This is a genomic window from Levilactobacillus namurensis DSM 19117, from assembly GCF_001434785.1.
GTDB lineage: Bacteria > Bacillota > Bacilli > Lactobacillales > Lactobacillaceae > Levilactobacillus > Levilactobacillus namurensis.
This window is the reverse complement of sequence record NZ_AZDT01000036.1, coordinates 23,851-41,860: the sequence shown is the minus strand read 5'-3', so window position 1 is coordinate 41,860 and position 18,010 is coordinate 23,851. Positions and strand designations below refer to the sequence as shown.

The window sequence follows — 18,010 nt, the reverse complement described above, 5'->3', positions numbered from 1 at the left end:
GAAGTCAAAGCTGAACCCAATGCACTCAACGATTGATTGTCGGCCCGTTCATTACTTGTTGAGGCAAGGTTGAAGACCTGATTAGCAGATTGAACCGCTTGTTGGACCGACGCATTCGCTAACGACATTGCCGTCGAAATTGACGTGGAAGTTGAGGCCGAGCTTAGGACCGAACCTAGCGCACTCAATGACTGATCATCTGCTTGGGCGTTACTAGTCGAGGCGATGTTGAAGACCTGATTAGCAGACTGGACTGCCTTCTGAACTGATGCGTCCGCTAACGACATCGCTATCGAAATGGATTGAGACGTAGAGGCCGAGCTCAATGCTGATCCTAACGCGCTCAGCGATTGGTCGTCCGCCTGTTCATTGCTAGTTGACGCAAGGTTGAAGACCTGATTGGCGGATTGAACCGCTTGTTGGACCGACGCATCCGCTAACGACATTGCCGTCGAAATTGACGTTGAGGTTGAGGCCGAATTTAAAGCCGAACCCAACGCACTTAACGATTGGTCATCCGCTTGCGCGTTGCTGGCTGAGGCCTGGTTGAAAGCTTGATTGGCCGATTGAACCGCTTGCTGAACCGATGCATCCGCCAAAGAATTCGCAATCGAGGTCAAAGTTGACCCCAACGTACTCAACGATTGGTCATCCATCTGCGCGTTGCTGGCCGAAGCCTGGTTGAAGACTTGGTCGGCGGACTGGACCGCTTGCTGGACCGACGCGTCGGCTAACGATATCGCCGTGGAAATCGACGTCGAGGTCGAGGCCGAACTTAAGGCTGAACCCAACGCACTCAACGACTGGTCATCCGCCTGGGCGTTGCTGACTGAGGCTACCGTGAAAGTCTGATTGTTGGCATCAACCGTCGACTGAAGGGCGGCGCTCACAGATTGGTCCTGGAAACGACTCGTAGAATCTGCCGCCATTTCCGAAGCCCACCCACTCAAGGATTGCTCACTCTGGTGGGCTAACTGAACAGACTGGGAGTCAAAGGCCGACAAGTTGGTCGCTAACGAAGCCGAGGCCGTTGACGCCACCACGTTTGCCATACTGGTCGACGCTTCTTGGCTAATGACTGTCACCGTGGCCGACTGGTGGGCTGTTTCGCCACTAGTAGGATCCGTAAAGATCAGTTCAACTTGGTGCGTCCCCGGTGCTAACTGGGATACTTGGTCGACGGGCCCCGTGACCAATGCCGGGTCCTGGGGGTTCCCCAGGGCGTCCGCGACACTCGTGACCATGTCCGCCGGTTGAACCGACTGACCAGCCAGGACTTGAACCGCATGGGTGGTCAAGCGCGGAATCAAGGTCGCCGACGGCTTCAGGGTTACCGTCCCTTTAGCAGTCGTCAATTGAGCTAACGTCGGTGCAGCCGCCGTTTTCGGCAGTCCCTGTTGAAGCTGTTGCAACAGGACTTGGATGCCTTTGGCTGACAGCTGATACTGGTAATCCCCCACCCGAGCCTGGTCCTGGTCGACCGTAACCCAATCGGACTGGAGCGCGATGGTTTTAGTCGATTGATCCGCCCACTGGAGCTGAAGTTGTGCGCCAGCCAAGTGCTGACTAGCCGGTTGTCCGTCATAGGTTCCCTCAACGGCTTGTAAGTTGACTGACGACACCGCCGTTTCTTGGGGCACCGGCGCATACTCAAACGTGACCGTTGCGGGAGCCGCCTGAGCGGACACTAATCGCCACTTAGCATCCGTAGATGGACGGGTCAAGCGGTCAGCATGGCCTTTAAGGACGTTGACCTTAGTATTATTTAGCTTGCTCATGGACGTATTGCTAAACCGCGGTCCAAAAAGGCTGGTTCCGGTGGCTTTCGTGTAAATGGTCACTGTCTCCAGCTGAGACTGGTACCCGTCTTGAAAAATCTGACCAGGGACGGGGACACTCACGACACCGCGCCATTCGTCTAACACAGTCGATTGCTGTGGTAAGAAGACTTGGCCCGTCCCATCATTGCTGGCGTCATGCCCATGATAAGCGCCGGCTTGGGTAACCGGTGGTAAACTCCCATCTAAACTCTGCGCATCCTGTTGGTGGGCTAACGCCATCCCGTCATTAAACGCTTGATTGGCAAGGGTTAATTCCCGTTGGTAGGCTTGGCCCGCTAAGCGTTGGCCCAGATCCAAAAGGGCTTGCTGAACTTGTGAGACATTTGGAGACGTCATCATGGCCCCGCTAAACATCAACATATCCGCCCAAGCATGCGTAATTGACGAGCTCACTTTCCAAGGTTGACTAGGGGCACTGACCGGGCCCTGCTGCTGATGGACTGCTTGATCCGCTGCGGCCATCCCTAGATACCCCGGCGCAAACGACCACATGGTCCCCCACAATTGCTCATAGATTCCTAAGGTCGTGGTCATTCCCGGCATCCATTGCTTCGTAATGGGGCTTTGATACGTTAAGTTCTGTTGTTGCTGGCTGACCCATTGTTCCGGGGCAGTCTGATTCGTGGTCAAGTCCTGAACTGCCGCTGTCGCCGCGTTATATTCAGCTAGGTACACTTCATTAATGACCCGTTGAACCCCTACCGAATTCCGCGTATAAGTTGTGGTCCGTCCCCCGGACGTAATCGTGTGCGAGGCTTGCGTCCCCTGAAGAATCTGGTTGGCCTCCGCGGCGCTAATCGTTCCACTAGCCTGTAGTTGCGTCACAATGGCGGCTAAGTCTGGCTTACCCGTCCCACCTAGCGCATCCGTATTCGCAATGCTGATGACTTGTCCCAACACTTTATAGGCCCAAGTGAACCCCGCTTGCTGAGACATGGTCGATAATTTGCCCGCAGTGTTGAACAGATTATTCGTGATGTCACCTGCGGTCTGTGCGCCTTTGTCCTTAACGAAATTAACATACAACGGGTCATCGTCATTCTGCGCTCCGGTCAAATCACCTTCCGCTAACATCTGCTGCAACGCATCGTTTTCACCGATCGTCCAGTTGTTTTCCAAGGCCGTAACCGCGTTGGCCCGGATTCCTTGGTAGATGTCCTCAAACAACGACGTGCTGACTAAGCCCGTCAGACCCATGTTTCCGACCATGGTGGCAATGTTTTGGTTCAACTGAATCGCCTGACTCAAGGTTTGCGGCGCGTAATCGTCGCCGTTGATGGCTCCACCCAACGACCGAATATCGGTCATCGCCTGGTGGGCAATCCCATTAATGATGTTGGGCGCAATAATCTTAACGTAGTCGGTGACGGTCTCGACCGCCTGAGCGATTTTGCCAGCGGCCACATTGCCATCCGACTGGTACCCCAAAACGTCTTTAGCATAGCCTTGATTTTCTCCCGTCGCCCAGGTTACGGCGACTCCCAGTTGACCACTAGAGGTGACCCCGGTCATACTGTTGGGATTATAGGTGACGTCATCGATCAGCTGATTGGCCGTCGTCGGATTCGTGGCTTTATCTTGAATCGAATCGATCCACTGACTCAGCCCTTTGGCGAAGTTGAACAGGTAGTGGGTGTAGCCTTGGTTGTAGGCCGCTAAGTCTTCCCCCGTTAATTTCAAACTATTGTAGTTGTCATCATGCCAGAGCGGCGTGGCCTGACTATTGTCGACTAACTTGCCGTCCCGATAGCTTTGATAAATCGTCGAGACTTTTTGAATGTTGCGGATAATCTTGGGCTCCGGTGTCTTAGAAGCCAAAAGGCCCCCGGTAATCACGTTGACCATTTGGTTGGTGGTATTGCCCACCGCGTTGGTCACCATGTGAAATGTATTATCGTAAGCGCCACCCAAAACGTCGCCTAGGTCTTTCGTCGCATCATCCGCCCCTACTTGGTTCGGGGTCTTATTGGTCGTATTCAAAAAACCAGGCAACCAGCTACTCAGCATGGCCGTCGGTAACTTAAGATCCCAGACGTCTGGCTGCAGCACTGGCTGGTGCGTCGCCGGGGCTGCCGTCGTTGGGGTCACTACCTGAGTCGTCTGGGACGGTACTTCACTTCCGGTGGTCGTCAGGGTCGAGCTAGCCGCTGTGGTCGGTGTTGCCCCATCCGCCACGGCGGTCGTCGAATCGGACGGTGCATCTGCCGGAGCTGGCTTCGTTGAGGTCGCCGCTGTCGAAATCGTCGTTGACGTGACTGACGTCGCCTGAGCCGTTGACCCGGTCGGCGTTGGCTTTCCGGAAGCCGATTCCTGTTCGGTTACCGTCACCGATTCCGACGATGTGGTCACCGATGTGGTCACCGACGTGGTCGCCGTCGAATGTTGATCCGTGGTACTCCCCGTGAGACTGGCACTTTCCAGATCACGCTGACTCGCCAGCGACGTCGCCGGAATCGTCCCCTGCTTCTGGGTCGCCGTGACCGCATCATCTGCGACTTGTTGGGCCACTCCCGCTTGGGTCGCCGCCTTAGCCGCCGTAGCCGGCGCCACCATTCCTAGACCAAAAAGACCGCCAATCGTTGAGAGTCCTGCCGTGACCCAATGAATGCCTGCCTTATACATCTTATAATGAACCTGTTGATTTGCCCGCACCAACTGTGTCGCCTGCTTCGACTTCAATCCTTTCAATAAGATCACCCCCGCAAATTCCTGCTCCTAATTGCTAACGTCATCGTAGCATGTCTGGCAGAATTCGCACCGTTCTGGGAAAAATCGGTTATTACAATAATTATTAAAACCGCCAATCGTCCTACGCCACGACCGTATCCCAGCGGCCATACTTATTTTATCAAGTGAAAGTCTACTAAAATATTAATCTAATAATAAAAAGTGGCCGCAAAAGGGGCCGCTCAACGCTTGAGCGACCCCTGAAAGAACTATTTCAAATCCGCCGGAATCTCAAAATCCGGCGCCAGTAATTTCATTTCTGCAGCTTGCAGACCTTGGCGGGTGAACCAGCCATCCCGAATCAACCGGCCGAAACGGTTGACGTTATTCAGCATCTGCTTCAACTCGTCATCGCTGATGTTTTGAATCACATCATCAATCTGGTCCAGGCTGTCGATGGCGATGCCTAAACCGTTCTTCACGATAATATCGGCCACGGCCGCTTGTCGCCAAACGATGATTGGTAAGCCGTGCGACAGGTACATCGCGACCTTATGCGGATGGTTATACCGCGTGTAATCGTTGTACTTGTAAGACTCCGTATCACTGTCCCAAGCCAAGCCGAACATCCGCGGCATCTCCTGGATCAGGTCCCAACGCCAGCGTTGGCCCCGGAAGTCGATCTTGGGGTTGGCGTCCAGCTTCTTATCCAACTCGTCATCGGTCACCCCAAAGACCGTGATGGGGGTCTCGTGGTCCCAGTCCGCTAAGTAGCGCGACTTCAGGATGTTGCCCGCCAGCACCACGCCGCGGTGGAAGTCTTCGAACTTGGTCTCGTAGCGGTCGTCGTCGTGGTTGGTGTCCAGGTAGTCCAGTAAGTACTGGCAGACCATGGGCGTGGTCACCCCCAGTTCTTTCAACTTATCGGCCATCCGCCGGTTGTGGACGATCAAGACGTCGCATTCGTTAAAGTAGCCGATCTCGTCGATCCAGGTCGGTGCCTGCTGGTCACGCATGGTGGCCACGTCGTGTACCAGGCAGATCAACTGGACGCCACGGCGGTGCATCTGTTCCACGAAGAACGTGTCGAACCGTCCACTATTTAAAGAAGGAAACTGGTACACCACGAAGTCGCCGCGTTCGAACGCCGCGGTGATTCCGTCGATACGGGCCAGCATCGCGTCATCGGATTCCCCGACGTCGTTATACCGAAAAATATTCGCAACTTTATAGCCCATCGCCTCACCAATGTTAGCGATATCTTGTTTTGCCTGGCGCGTGGCATCAAAGGTCCGCCCCTGCACAATATCCGTTATCCACTTTTGCATAAAGAGTTCTCCCATCCATTCCGAGACCTGGTTAGTGTCTCCCGGTTCGAGGCACCATCATCAACCACATCGGGCCACCGTTTATTAGCTTAATTATAGCGACCCGCCACCCTTAAAATCAATCACTAACTTGACGAAAAAAGCCAGCTAATGCCCGATCATTTCCCGGCCAGCTGACCACTTACACACCGCTAGCTCTCTGGAGGAACTGACGGCACATGTTTTTTCACTTTCCGGCCCACAACGCGTATAGTAGAAGTGATAACCCTTTCAGACCATCCACCGGTTTCCGGTTACACGCGTGCGGGGACTTCACAATTAACAACTCACAAAATCTTACAGAAATCATTTACAGACGGCCCTATAACGTGACGTGTTGACCCCTGACTCCCCCTAAAACATATTTGCCATCGGGTATAGGATCCCCGCTAATACGATAATGGCAATGGTCACTGAAATCACCACGTTCAAGGCTTTCCCCGAAGATTTTTTATCTTCCTTGGGCACCTCAACGTAGTGTTCCTCCTGCTTCATTCTGGAAGAAATGTCGTTTTTCAACATTCCCTTATTTCTATCACTCATCATGCTATAATTATAACCATCGATGAGTTTTAAAATCAATGAATTGGGTTCAATATCCAAGGAAAGAACTGATACGTATGCCGTTCGTTCACCATCACACGCCAAAACGATACGTGCGTCAGATGCGTGCCGTCAATGCGTTAACTGATAAATACCGTAAAATGTCCGATGAGGACCTTAAGGCCCAAACCACCCTTTTTCGGGAACAGTTAGCCGCCGGCAAGTCCCTAGACGCCATCAAGATCCCCGCCTTCGCCGTGATTCGGGAAGCCGACCGCCGGGTGCTGGGCATGTTCCCCTTCGACGTCCAAGTCTTGGGCGCACTGGTCATGCAGGACGGCAACGTTGCCGAGATGAAGACCGGGGAAGGGAAGACCCTGACCGCCACCCTGCCGATGTACCTCAACGGCTTAAGCGGCAGCGGGAACTTTCTGGTTACCGCCAACGAATACTTAGCTTACCGGGACGCCCAGGAGATGGGTAAAGTCTACCGATGGCTGGGACTGACCGCTGTTGCCGGGGTCGCACCAGCCGGGGGTGACCCCCACGACCGGGACCTCAAGAAGATCTATCAGGCCGATATCGTCTACACCACCAACTCCACCCTGGGTTTCGACTACTTAATGGATAACTTATCCGGGACCGCCGACGAGCAGTTCCTACAGGGCTTTCATTTCGCCCTGCTCGACGAGATCGACGCGGTCCTCCTAGACTCCGCTCAGATGCCCCTAGTCATCTCCGGGGCACCGCGGGTCCGTTCCAACCTCTTTGGCATCGCCGACCAGGTCATCTGCCTCCTACGCGAAGATATCGACTTCAAGCGCAGCAACGACCACAAGAAGGTCTGGTTCACGCCTAGTGGCATTGACCACATGGAAGAGTATCTGGGCTTAGACGGCCTGTTGACCCAGAAACACCGGACCCTCTACCGTCACCTGGTCTTGGCCCTCAAGGCTCACCAGACCTTGACCCGCGACCGAGATTACGTGGTCGATGAAGACGGGGTCTCCTTGTTGGATCTCTCGAACGGCCGGAAGCTGGCCGGGATGAAGCTGGAAGCTGGTCTTCACCAGGCTTTGGAAGCCAAGGAACTGGTCCCCGTCAGCAACCAGACCCGGACCATGGCCTCCATCACGTTCCAGAACCTCTTTCGGATGTTCAGCCACCTTAGCGGAATGACGGGGACGGCCATGACCGACGCCGCGGAGCTTCAAGAGACCTACCGGCTGTCCGTCATCGCCGTACCTACGAACAAGCCCAACCAACGGGTCGACTTACCCGACCGGCTCTTCTTCAGCACCCAAGCTAAGCTGGAACACGCCGTGGCCCTAGTCAAGGACGCCTATACCAAGGGGCGGCCAGTCCTAGTCGAGACCGGGTCTGTGTCCTTATCGAACCTCTTCTCCCGGATCCTGCTCCGCGAAGAAGTCCCCCACAACCTCTTAAACGCGCGGAGTGCCGCCAAGGAAGCCTTGATTGTCAAGGAAGCCGGGCAACCCGGCGCGATTACCGTGGCCACCTCCATGGCCGGTCGGGGGACCGACATCAAGCTAGGCAAGGGCGTCAAGGAACTCGGCGGCCTGCTGGTGGTGGGGACCGAACGGATGAACAGTGCCCGGGTCGACAACCAACTGCGGGGCCGGGCCGGCCGGCAAGGGGCGCCCGGCGAGACCATCTTCATGGTCTCCATCGAAGACGCCATCTTACAAGAACACGGTCCCAAGTGGCTTCGGCGTTACCGGCGCCGGGTGGCTAAGGCCAAGGCCAAGCATCAGCCCATCCCCAAGGTCCGCTACCCGATTACGGGGCACTACCGGTTCAAGCACTTAATCACTAAGGCCCAACATAATGCCGAACGCGACGACCGGCAATCCCGGACCCAGACGTTGCAATACGCCGAGATCATGCGGGTTCAACGAGACACCATCTACCAGACCCGTAAGCAGATCATGACGGCCCCGGACCTGACGGACATGCTGAACAGCGTCTTTAAAATGGCCACCAGGGCCTTCGTGACCGCCCATCCCCAACCGACCCGCAGTGAACTGGCCGATTACGTGCTCAACACCATCGACAATCACTTGGTCGTGGCCGATAGCATCGACCAGAACTGGCACCCGGATAGGCCCAAGGAAACGGCGCCGTTTTTACAACAGCTAATGGTTGACCAATTAACTAAAAAACTCGAAAATATTAAAGAAGACCAACAACTGTACTTTGAACGGATGTGCCTCTTAAAGTCCCTCGACAACGCCTGGATCGACCAAGTTGACATGTTGCAACAGTTACGCCAAATCGCGACCAACCGCAGCACCGCCCAACACGATCCGTTGCTGGAATACCTCAAGGACGGCCGCAAGTCCTTCGCCGAAATGAAGGAGACCTTTGCGCGCCGGGCCGTTCAGAACCTCTTATTATCAGAACTTCAATTTAAAGCGGACGGGAGCATTGACGTGACCTATCCCTAGAAAGGTGATTCCTTGTGCATCGTTATCGTGAATTCTTAACCAGCCTCGGGTGGACCGCTCTGATCCTCGCGGTCTTTGTCATCGGACAGACCATTCCGCTCCCGAATATCGACCTGTCGTCGGCCAAAAAAGCCGTCGACCACGTCACTTTTCTGCGCCTCTTCGCCAACGTGACCGGGAGTGACTTCTCGAACCAAACGCTCTTCTCCGTGGGGATGGGGCCCTTCATGAGTGCCATGATCATCTGGCAGGCCATTCAAGCCGTCGGGGACGAATTCATCGGCCACCTCAGCCCCCACCAAGTCAGCATCGGTAAGTACGGCATCACCTTACTCTTGGCGATCGCCCAATCCTTCCAGCTGGTCTACTTGGTCCGTGATTCGCTCAAGCACTTCTATTTACCCGGAACCACCTACGACCTGACCTTCGTCGGTAGTATGGTCATCCTGATCGCTGGCGCCATGTTCGTGGCCTGGCTGGCCAACCTCAACGCCGCCATCGGTATCGGGAGTAGTGTCGCGTTGATCATCCCCGGCATCGTCCGGGGGATTCCCAACAACCTGATGCACGGTTTCGGGGACGCCGAGACCGTCACCATCAAGCTGACCCCGACCTCGATCACCATCGCCGTGATCTTGGCGGCCATCTTCCTGGTCTTCAGTGTCGTGACCAACGCGGCCGAACTTCGGTTGCCAGTCGAACGGCCCATGCTGGACCGCGAGCACTCGAACTCCTACCTGCCGATCAAGTTCCTGACCTCGGCGGGGATGCCGTTCATGTTCTCCAGCTCCCTGTTCATGTTGCCACGCTACTTCATTAATCAGGCCACCGGTCCCAAGACACCACTGCAGCACTTCATCGCGACCTGGTTCTCCTACCGGACCGTTCAAGGCATTATCATGTACGCCGTGGTCCTTCTGGTCTTGAACTACGCCTTTGGGTACATCAACTTACAGCCGACCCAACAGGCCAAGACCTTAAAGGAAAGTGACGACTACCTCTTAGGGGTCTACCCCGGGGACGCCACCGAAGCCAAGATCATGCAACACTTTAACCGGCTCACCTTTTTATCGAACTTTGTGATGCTCTTCATCGGTGTCGGCCCACTCCTGGTCGGTCTCTTCTACCCCGCCGCCACCAACTACTCGCTCTTCTTGGGCTCGATGATGATCCTTGCGGGGATGTCCATCGGGGTCACCGACCAGATTCACGGATTGCTCACCAAGAACCGTTACCGGATCTTTGACTAAGGAGGTATCCCGATGACCGTCATTATTCCAGCGTGGTCCCGCGATGCCCTCAAACTCGCCGATAATCCTATCGTGAAATTAGCCCAGTTATTCAGCCACCACCAACTCGACACGGAACTGCTACTCCTGCAGCCCCTCCCTTGGTTGCGGTACCAGCTGCAGCAGAACCACCTGAGCGCCCTTGACTGGTGGAACGTCTACGATGACATCCAACACGTTCACCGGCCCAGTGGCCTGCCGCTAGGTCTCGAGGACCTTAACCTGCCGCAAGGAACTGAATTCGCTTACGTGGGCGCCACCGTCCTGCTCTACCGGGAAGGCCGAGTCCGCGGTACCGTTCACTTCCACCCGGCCGGGTTCGTCAGCCGCGTTGACCTGCTCAACGATCTGGGCCAACGGGTCCTTAAGGTCTACGACGACCGCGGCTTTTGCTCCACCCAGACCACCTATAGTCTGCGTAACCACCGGATTGAAACCCTCTGGTTCGACCCCAACGGCGCCGTGGTGATGCGTCGTAAAGACACCCCCGAAGTGCAGCTCTTAGACGCTTCCGGCCAGGTCACCAACACCTACGACTCGCTCGAGGCCCTGCTGACCGAACGGGTGATGGCGCACCTCAAGGACCGGCACGACCTGATCATCAGTGCGGCGAACCCCGTGACGGCCGAGATCCTGACCGTTATCGCCCGTCAGCACCGTCTGGCCTACCTCTTAGACACCCGGGTCGCGCCAACCTTACCCGACGACCTCTTCGGCGCCGTCGAGCGGGTGGTGGCCCCCACTGAACAAATGGCGGCCAAGTTCCAGCAGGTCAACGCCAACCTGGACACGCCGGTCGACGTGGTCTCGCCTTATGCGACTAAGTTGGCGCTGGGAAACAGTACCGAACTACCGGAGACCACCATTGCTTGGGCGGTCAACCACTTATCGGCTAGCGCGCAGGTTCTGGTAGGGCGCCAGCTGGTCAACTGGTTGGTCCAAGACGACCAACACGTCATCAGCGTGATTGCGACGTCCAAGGTCTCGGCGGACCGCTTGGCCCAGCAATTCAAGCAACAGATTCTAAGTGCCGCCACCATCGATGCGGACTCCGCCGATGGCCGCTTGATCGACCTGGTGCTCTACCAACTGGCCCACCACCAACCCTTGACGGGACTGGGTACCCAGATTCCTAAGGAACTCCAGACCGTCATCGGCCAGATTCAGCGGGTCCAGGTCCGTTACCGGGTCTCCGACCACGACCGGGAAGCCATCCTCAGTAGTGCCCGGCTCTTGATTGACCTGGGCGACATCCCCGACCTGCAACTACAGATTGCCGCCATCAGCGCGGGCATCCCGCAGATCAACCGGGTCGCGACCGGGTACGTGGCCGACCAACAAAACGGCCGGATTGTCGCCCACCTGGATGAACTGCCTCAAGCATTGGACTATTACTTAGCCACCCTGATTCACTGGAATCAGAGCCTGGTCAAAAGCATTGGGTTCCTGGAACAACTGGCCGAACCCAAGCTACTCGCTTATTGGAAAGGGGTCATGATGCATGGCAAATAGACGACAGATGCCAGTGGTTCAACTGGGCGGCCAACCCGTCCTGTCCGCTGACAGTCTCGATGACGCATTTCAATGGGTCTACCGTCCCGACCACGCGGACGATCCCACCAGTCCGAAACTAACCTTGACCGCCAACGGCCAGATCACTCCGGCTTGGCGCAACGCCCTCTTTCTGTTACCCAGCGACGACCCCACCTGGGGCGACTTCGCCACCCTCTCGGCGTTACCCGCGAACCACATTCTCTACGACCAGCAGGTCACGCTCGACGCCGACCTTCAAGCCCTGTTCGCGTTAAAGGGTGCTTTCCCCGCCGACTTGACCGACCCCGCTGGTCTGGCAGCCCTGATCAATCGGGACTGGTTCCCCGGACAAGATGCCTTCAAGTTGGACCACGGGAGTCTCCGGGTCCTGGGGAGCTTCGACGGGGACGTGACCCGTTTCGGTCGTTACCACCTGCGTCTCAGCGGCAACTTCGGCCCCGACCTTCAGCCGGTCGCCATCTGGGAGACTCAGGGGTACGCTCCTCGGAACTGCGACCTGACCTTTCAGGCCGAATGTCAAGCCAGTCCGGACCTCACCGTGCGCTACCAGCTGACCCTGATCAACCAGCAGTCTGCCCGCCCGATTCGCACGGTGACCTTCGACCCCGCCGAGTATCCGTTAGGTAAGACCCTGCACATGGACGAAACTGACTTTTATTACACCCTTAGCGTCCTGGTCAAGGGACAGGGCCAACTCGATATCGGACTGGTGCACGTCGCCAAGGCCCGCGAGCGGTTCGGCCAACTCTTCCCGGGCGGTCACCTGGCCCACGTCCCTGACAGCTTCAACGACAACTTCTACTACTATTTCGATGCTGGCGACATGCGCCCACCCCTGAACGTCTACTTCAGCGGGTTCAACATGGCCGACCACTTCGAAGGGAACTTCATGATGGAAAGCTTAGGCGCGCCCTTCCTCTTGATCAGCGACCCGCGGCTCAACGGTGGGGGCTTCTACATCGGTTCGGAAGCCTTCGAGACCAACCTTTTGCACGTGATTCAAGCGACCTTACACCGGCTGGGCTTTGCGGACGACGAGCTGATTCTTTCGGGAATCTCCGAAGGGACCACCGCCGCCATGTACTACGGCGCCCAACTCGCGCCCCGGGCCATCGTGGCCGGCAAGCCCCTGATCAACCTGGGGACCACCGCCACCAACGGTCGAATCAAGCGGACCCAAGACTTCCAGCCATCCTTCGACCTGTTGCTCTCGCATACCGGCGACGTCACGCCTGAAACGGCGCAGGCCTTGAACGACCGGATCTGGAAGGTCATTCATCAGGGGGACTTCAGTCAGACCACCTTTGCCATCGCCCACATGTACCAAGACGACTTCGACAATACCAGCTTCTCGCAACTCTTCGACTGGGTCACCACCAGTTTCCCGCACGTCCGGTTCCTGCATAAGGGCATCCAGGGTCGGCATAACGATAATACGCCGGCCATCAACGCCTGGTTCATCAAGCAGTACCGGATGATCCTCGCGTCCGAATTCCAACGGCACTTTACCGAAGAGGGGGTGGCCCAATGAGTCTCGCCTACCTCTTACTCTGGCCGACCAACCTGCGCAACACCTACGAATACGGGTGCCAGGTCACGGCCACGCCCGACCGGGTCATCACCTACCGCGCACCGTTGATGCCGCCCGGTGAAGTGATCCACCAGTGGGAATCCCGCCGCAACTTCGCCGCGACCCACAACACGGCGGACCTCCCGATTCTCCAACCGGGACAGTCCTACTACCTGACCGGGAACGTCGCCGTGGACGACGGTGGGGTCTACCTGCGGATTCGCTTCTTCGATGACACGGGCGCTCACCTGACCGACGCCATCCTAGATGGCATCCAGGGGCACTTCGAGATGCCCCTAACGGCGACCGACTACACCATCGAACTGGTCAACACCCACCACCAACAAATCGTCTTTCGGTACCTGTTGTTGATGGATGACCTGACGGCGGAGGCCTACACTTTCACCGTCAACCAATTCGCAGGTACTGTGCTGGCCACCACGGTCGACGCGACCGCGCCCCACGTGGCCTTGGTGATCCGCCAAGGCGGGACCAAGCCGCTGCCGCTAATGGCCGACCACACGAACTTTATCTGTTACGCATCACCCCATCAACTCAGCGATGTCCACTGGGTCGATAAGCTCAACCAAGAGCTCGATGACTTCTTAGCTGCCCACCCCACCACATCCCGGAGTGATTCGGGACTGGCCGACTGGCAGGCCAAGTTAGCACATTGGCAATCATTAACGTTTCAGGAGGATGAAAAATGATATTTTTTGTAAACGGAACGATTGGCATGGGAAACTCCGGTGTGGAACACGCCGAATTCTACCGGGGCAAGGTCCTCAAGCAAGCCGGCATCGACTACCGCTTCTTGTTCTATCGCCTTAACCGGGACCTCCAAGCCCCCATGCGGCGTTGGGGCTTAGGCAATGACCAAGTCATCAACATGTGGGAGTACTTTACCCTAGGGGAAGACTACTTAAAACACGGTGTCCAGACGTTCCACAAACATAGCACCAAGCTGGTCATCGACTCGACCAACACCCACCGGAAACGCGATACCTACACGGAAAGCGGCCTGCACGTGGTCGACCACATGATCAAGCACCCCGACATCCACAAGAAGTCTAAGCTCTTATTGGTGGGCTCCAACCACGTCGAAATCTTTAACATGAACACCCACCAACGCATGGCGAACTTTCAATTCTACGATGACCCGCACCGCAAGGTCATCATCCGTAACATCCACCTCTACCACCAGGCTGGCGGTGAACACCTCTTCTTCTCGAACGGGATGCAACTGATTCGCTACTTCTTCGAGCGGTTGAACCTGGCCTACAACCAGAAGAACATCTACATGATTGACCGGGGGATCGACCCCGAAGTCGCCCTGTTCAACATGGCGTCCGACAAGCTCAAGGTAATCGACGTGATTCACGCCGACCAGTTGAACAACCGCAAGGACCCCCGTTACCCGCTGTTCAACAACTACAACGAGTACCTGTTGACCCACCTGGACCAGGTCGCCAAAGTCGTGGTCGCTACCGAACGGCAACGCCAAGACATGCTGATCGACTTCCCGGACCGCGGCGACCAGATCGTCACGATCCCCGTAGGAGGCGTGCGGGACAACCCGCAGATCGACCTCGACCGAAAGCCGGGCGACCCCATCAAGTTCATCACGGCATCGCGGTTGGCGATTGAAAAGCACGTGGACTTCATCGTTAAGGCCCTGGTCAAGCTCCACGACGAAGATGGTGTCAACCTGACGCTAGACATCTACGGGGCTGGTGAGGAACAGGGCCGCATTAAGAAGGCCATCGAAGACGGCAATGCCGGTGATTACATCACCTTAAAGGGCCAATCCGCCGAACTCGACCAACAATACCCGCAATACGACGCCTACCTCTCCGGGTCCTACTCCGAAGGGTTCGGGCTGACCTACATTGAAGCTTTGAACGCCGGCCTGCCCATCGTGACCTTTAACGCCCGGTTCGGGGCGCAGGAACTGGTCACGGAAGGCCAAAACGGCTTTCTGGCGGACTTCAGCCGGACCGACCCCGACTACAGTGTGGAACAGCTGCACCAGGCGCTTCAGCGCTTCATGGCGGCCGACTACCACACGTTACGGGTCAACACCCAGGAGATGGTCAAACGCTACCAAGACCACGTGATTGCAGCAGATTGGAGGAAATTAGTCGATGCGCTATGAACTTGTAAACGGTGTGCACACCAATACGGATATTTGGCAACAAGAAAAGAAGGTCCTGGAGGCCGATAACCTCCACCTGCTCTCCATCGCGTCCGCCCCGAACTTTGCCGGGACCATGCGGCAACAGGGCATCAAACACGCCGTAAACCTCTACGACGTGATCACCAAGCGAACCACCTACGACCCGGACGATTACCTCTTCTTCAACCGGGCACCCGTTCCCACCGGCACTAACATTCTGATGAACGCCGATGGCTTCTTGGCCCTGGAATACGACGGTGCCCCCATCGGTCGGATGCACCTGTACCCGGGCACCAACCGGGCGGTCAAGGAAATCGACTACTTCAACCCGGACGGGACCAACGACCTGATCGAAGAATACGCGACTGACGGCCGGCAATACACCCAGTTACTCTACGACGAAGGCAAGCCGCAAGAGTTCCAGTTCCTCAACTTGAAGAAGCAACCCGTGATTCGGTACTACTATTACGAAAACGTCCTGAACTACGTGACCATCGAAGATCCGGAGACGCAAGACGTTTTGGAACACTACGACAACCTGGGCGAATTCGTCTCACGTCAAGTCGCCCAATTCCTGACGGTCCAAGACCAGGTCACGGTCTGCTACTTAGGGGTCGAAATGATGGCCTTGCGGTACGCGCCATCGCACAACATCTTGCGGCTCTCCGAAGACCCCATCGACCAACAAGGTGAAGTCCGGGGGAACCTCTTAGGCATTCTCAATGACGACATCGCCTACATTCAAGAGGTTCAGATGGACCAGGCGGCCTACAACGCCCTGGCCCTCCGCAACATCAACCTATCCAAAGCAACCGTGATTGCGGACGACTAACTCTGGCTGTGCCAGTCACCCTCTCAGCTGACATGCACACTAACGTCCGCACCCGATTTAAAATCACGATACCAATAAAAAGCAGGCTTCCCAAGAACCTAATCGATTCTTGGGAAGCCTGCTTTTTGACTAATGGCGTCGTTGTCGATAGCGCCGTTGCAATCAGTAAGCCTGTGAGACCAATGAGCCCCCGTTTGAGTCCGACAACCATGGTGACGTTCCCCCTACCGTACCCCCTTACAGAACACGACAATCGGCATTTAGCAGAACATCAACGGTGCCGTCATTCATGATATCTCCTGAAAATCAGTAGCACCACCAAAATCAGCGGTGCAAATACGAACTTCACCCCCGCAACAGCTAACTGAACCCCGGCATAGTCCGCCGGATCCGCGTGCAACGGTCGCCGCAGTTGGCTGTAATCTCGTGAATGCTGTCTGGGTGGCTGATGGTCCGGAGATTGCCATCGCGCCAAGTCCGCCCAAAGGATGCGCACCCAAGGAAACAGAAGGTAGCAGCCCGAAAAGTACCACGAACCCCCATCCCAATTAAAGATGAACGTCCCCCAAATAAAGCGCGAGTTTAGCCCAGATAAAGCGGGGCACCCACTAAGTACCCCTTGATTCCCGCACGCCACTACGCCCTAAGCGGCTTCCCGCATCTTCCCCGCATCGCCATCCCCTCCCCGGCTAAAACTTGCGACCATTATACGGAGAACGCCCACTCCGTTAGACGCTCACCACTGTGTTCCGTGGTGTTTGGTCGTTCACTAAACCAACAGTCGCTTACCTCAACATAGGGGTCATGGTGTCCTGGATTGCTCAGTTAGCAGCTCATCTGGCCACCAGCCGCCCGCAAACAGCCCCAACGCAAAAACGTGTTCAGCGCCGCCCCACCGGGAAGTACTGAACACGTTTTGACATTTACATTTTCAGGCGCTCAACAGTGACTAATCATCGAGGCTAAACAATAACTGGTAAAGCTTAACGATAGCTTCTAACTCGTCTTTTGAAAGATGGTCTACAATGTCTGAATCGCGAATCTTGCGGGCCCGCAAATCTAAAGCTCGCGTCTGATCTAACAGAACCTGACCATGCACCTTATTCGCAAGACCTAAAGGGTAATACATCGGAAAACGCCGTCGTGTTGAGCTAATGGGGGCCACGACTGTCATGCCACTTGTCTTCGCAACTAAATTGTTACTTAGCGCTAGCGCCGGCCTACGACTCATCTGTTCATGGCCTTGACTAGGCGTTAAATCAACAAAGAAAATATCACCTTGACCTACCATTTTAATTCCCGCCCCACAGGCTCTCCCCAATCATACTCACTGTCCCGGTTACCGTCGTCGTGCCAGTCAGCAAATAGGTCTTGAATCGTGTTCGGTGTCTTGTTCGTGGGTGTTAAGACAATCGAGCCATCCTTAACGGAGATGGTAAGTTCCTCATGACCCGTTAGATTAAGCTCTTGAACAATCGCTTGGGGAATCCGAACTGCCTGGGAGTTTCCCCACTTAGCTAAATGCGATTTTGAGTGAATTTCCTGCATGAGCGCTACCTCCACTTTTAGATTAATTTGAGTATATACGCTGTAGAGCCATTCCGCAATGATTCTATTTCCGCATCACCCTATCAGAACTAAATCCGCATTTCTCCCCCAAAATATCCTCCAATACCTAAAAAACGTGCTCAGCGCCGCCCCAC

The 18,010-nt window shown here is 55.9% G+C and carries 12 protein-coding genes; 7 read left to right on the top strand and 5 right to left on the bottom strand.

Annotated features, from left to right (window positions below; translation table 11 throughout):
- The 3 genes from FD30_RS06300 to FD30_RS11775 form a co-directional block, all read right to left on the bottom strand.
- Nucleotides 1–4,538 (bottom strand): KxYKxGKxW signal peptide domain-containing protein (locus tag FD30_RS06300; RefSeq protein WP_170206915.1); only part of this gene is annotated, 4,538 nt, incomplete at its 3' end.
- 239 nt (nt 4,539–4,777) lie between these two features.
- Nucleotides 4,778–5,836 carry a glycosyltransferase gene (locus FD30_RS06295; protein WP_056944328.1) on the bottom strand — a complete coding sequence of 353 codons (1,059 nt, stop codon included), beginning with the start codon at nt 5,834–5,836 and terminating at the stop codon, nt 4,778–4,780.
- Between the two features lie 393 nt (nt 5,837–6,229).
- Complete coding sequence (locus FD30_RS11775; protein ID WP_158422972.1) at nt 6,230–6,370, bottom strand: hypothetical protein; 141 nt, start codon at nt 6,368–6,370, stop codon at nt 6,230–6,232.
- A 125-nt stretch (nt 6,371–6,495) separates the two neighbouring features.
- On the opposite strand from FD30_RS11775, the gene secA2 reads away from it, so the two are divergent.
- From secA2 to FD30_RS06260, 7 genes are read left to right on the top strand one after another with little or no spacing between them, the layout of a single operon-like run.
- Complete coding sequence (secA2, locus tag FD30_RS06290) at nt 6,496–8,886, top strand: accessory Sec system translocase SecA2 (RefSeq protein WP_056944327.1); 2,391 nt, start codon at nt 6,496–6,498, stop codon at nt 8,884–8,886.
- A gap of 14 nt (nt 8,887–8,900) precedes the next feature.
- Nucleotides 8,901–10,136 (top strand): hypothetical protein, encoded by a 1,236-nt coding sequence (locus FD30_RS06285; RefSeq protein WP_056944326.1) that lies wholly within the window; start codon nt 8,901–8,903, stop codon nt 10,134–10,136.
- Nucleotides 10,137–10,148: 12 nt separating this feature from the next.
- Nucleotides 10,149–11,687 (top strand): accessory Sec system protein Asp1, encoded by a 1,539-nt coding sequence (asp1, locus tag FD30_RS06280; RefSeq protein ID WP_056944325.1) that lies wholly within the window; start codon nt 10,149–10,151, stop codon nt 11,685–11,687.
- Entirely contained in the window at nt 11,677–13,260 is a 1,584-nt protein-coding gene (asp2, locus tag FD30_RS06275) for an accessory Sec system protein Asp2 (RefSeq protein WP_056944324.1), read from the top strand. Before asp1 ends, asp2 begins: the two co-directional genes overlap by 11 nt.
- Nucleotides 13,257–14,009, top strand: a complete 753-nt coding sequence (asp3, locus tag FD30_RS06270; protein WP_056944323.1) for an accessory Sec system protein Asp3 — start codon at nt 13,257–13,259, stop codon at nt 14,007–14,009. Before asp2 ends, asp3 begins: the two co-directional genes overlap by 4 nt.
- Nucleotides 14,006–15,454 carry a glycosyltransferase gene (locus tag FD30_RS06265; RefSeq protein WP_056944322.1) on the top strand — a complete coding sequence of 483 codons (1,449 nt, stop codon included), beginning with the start codon at nt 14,006–14,008 and terminating at the stop codon, nt 15,452–15,454. The genes asp3 and FD30_RS06265 overlap by 4 nt, the downstream gene beginning before the upstream one ends.
- Nucleotides 15,444–16,307, top strand: coding sequence for a hypothetical protein (locus FD30_RS06260; protein ID WP_024747058.1), 864 nt, complete (start codon nt 15,444–15,446; stop codon nt 16,305–16,307). The genes FD30_RS06265 and FD30_RS06260 overlap by 11 nt, the downstream gene beginning before the upstream one ends.
- 949 nt (nt 16,308–17,256) lie before the next feature.
- Here the strand turns inward: FD30_RS06260 and FD30_RS06255 are convergent.
- Together FD30_RS06255 and FD30_RS06250 are read right to left on the bottom strand one after the other, a co-directional pair.
- Nucleotides 17,257–17,598, bottom strand: coding sequence for a type II toxin-antitoxin system PemK/MazF family toxin (locus tag FD30_RS06255; RefSeq protein ID WP_056944321.1), 342 nt, complete (start codon nt 17,596–17,598; stop codon nt 17,257–17,259).
- Nucleotides 17,592–17,855, bottom strand: coding sequence for an AbrB/MazE/SpoVT family DNA-binding domain-containing protein (locus FD30_RS06250; RefSeq protein ID WP_056944320.1), 264 nt, complete (start codon nt 17,853–17,855; stop codon nt 17,592–17,594). Before FD30_RS06250 ends, FD30_RS06255 begins: the two co-directional genes overlap by 7 nt.
- Nucleotides 17,856–18,010: the final 155 nt, after the last annotated feature.

Coding starts and splice junctions, on each gene's coding strand:
- FD30_RS06295 (WP_056944328.1), bottom strand. CDS start 5,836: ATGCAAAAGTGGATAACGGATATTGTGCAGGGGCGGACCTTTGATGCC.
- FD30_RS11775 (WP_158422972.1), bottom strand. CDS start 6,370: ATGAAGCAGGAGGAACACTACGTTGAGGTGCCCAAGGAAGATAAAAAA.
- secA2 (WP_056944327.1), top strand. CDS start 6,496: ATGCCGTTCGTTCACCATCACACGCCAAAACGATACGTGCGTCAGATG.
- asp1 (WP_056944325.1), top strand. CDS start 10,149: ATGACCGTCATTATTCCAGCGTGGTCCCGCGATGCCCTCAAACTCGCC.
- asp2 (WP_056944324.1), top strand. CDS start 11,677: ATGGCAAATAGACGACAGATGCCAGTGGTTCAACTGGGCGGCCAACCC.
- asp3 (WP_056944323.1), top strand. CDS start 13,257: ATGAGTCTCGCCTACCTCTTACTCTGGCCGACCAACCTGCGCAACACC.
- FD30_RS06265 (WP_056944322.1), top strand. CDS start 14,006: ATGATATTTTTTGTAAACGGAACGATTGGCATGGGAAACTCCGGTGTG.
- FD30_RS06260 (WP_024747058.1), top strand. CDS start 15,444: ATGCGCTATGAACTTGTAAACGGTGTGCACACCAATACGGATATTTGG.
- FD30_RS06255 (WP_056944321.1), bottom strand. CDS start 17,598: ATGGTAGGTCAAGGTGATATTTTCTTTGTTGATTTAACGCCTAGTCAA.
- FD30_RS06250 (WP_056944320.1), bottom strand. CDS start 17,855: ATGCAGGAAATTCACTCAAAATCGCATTTAGCTAAGTGGGGAAACTCC.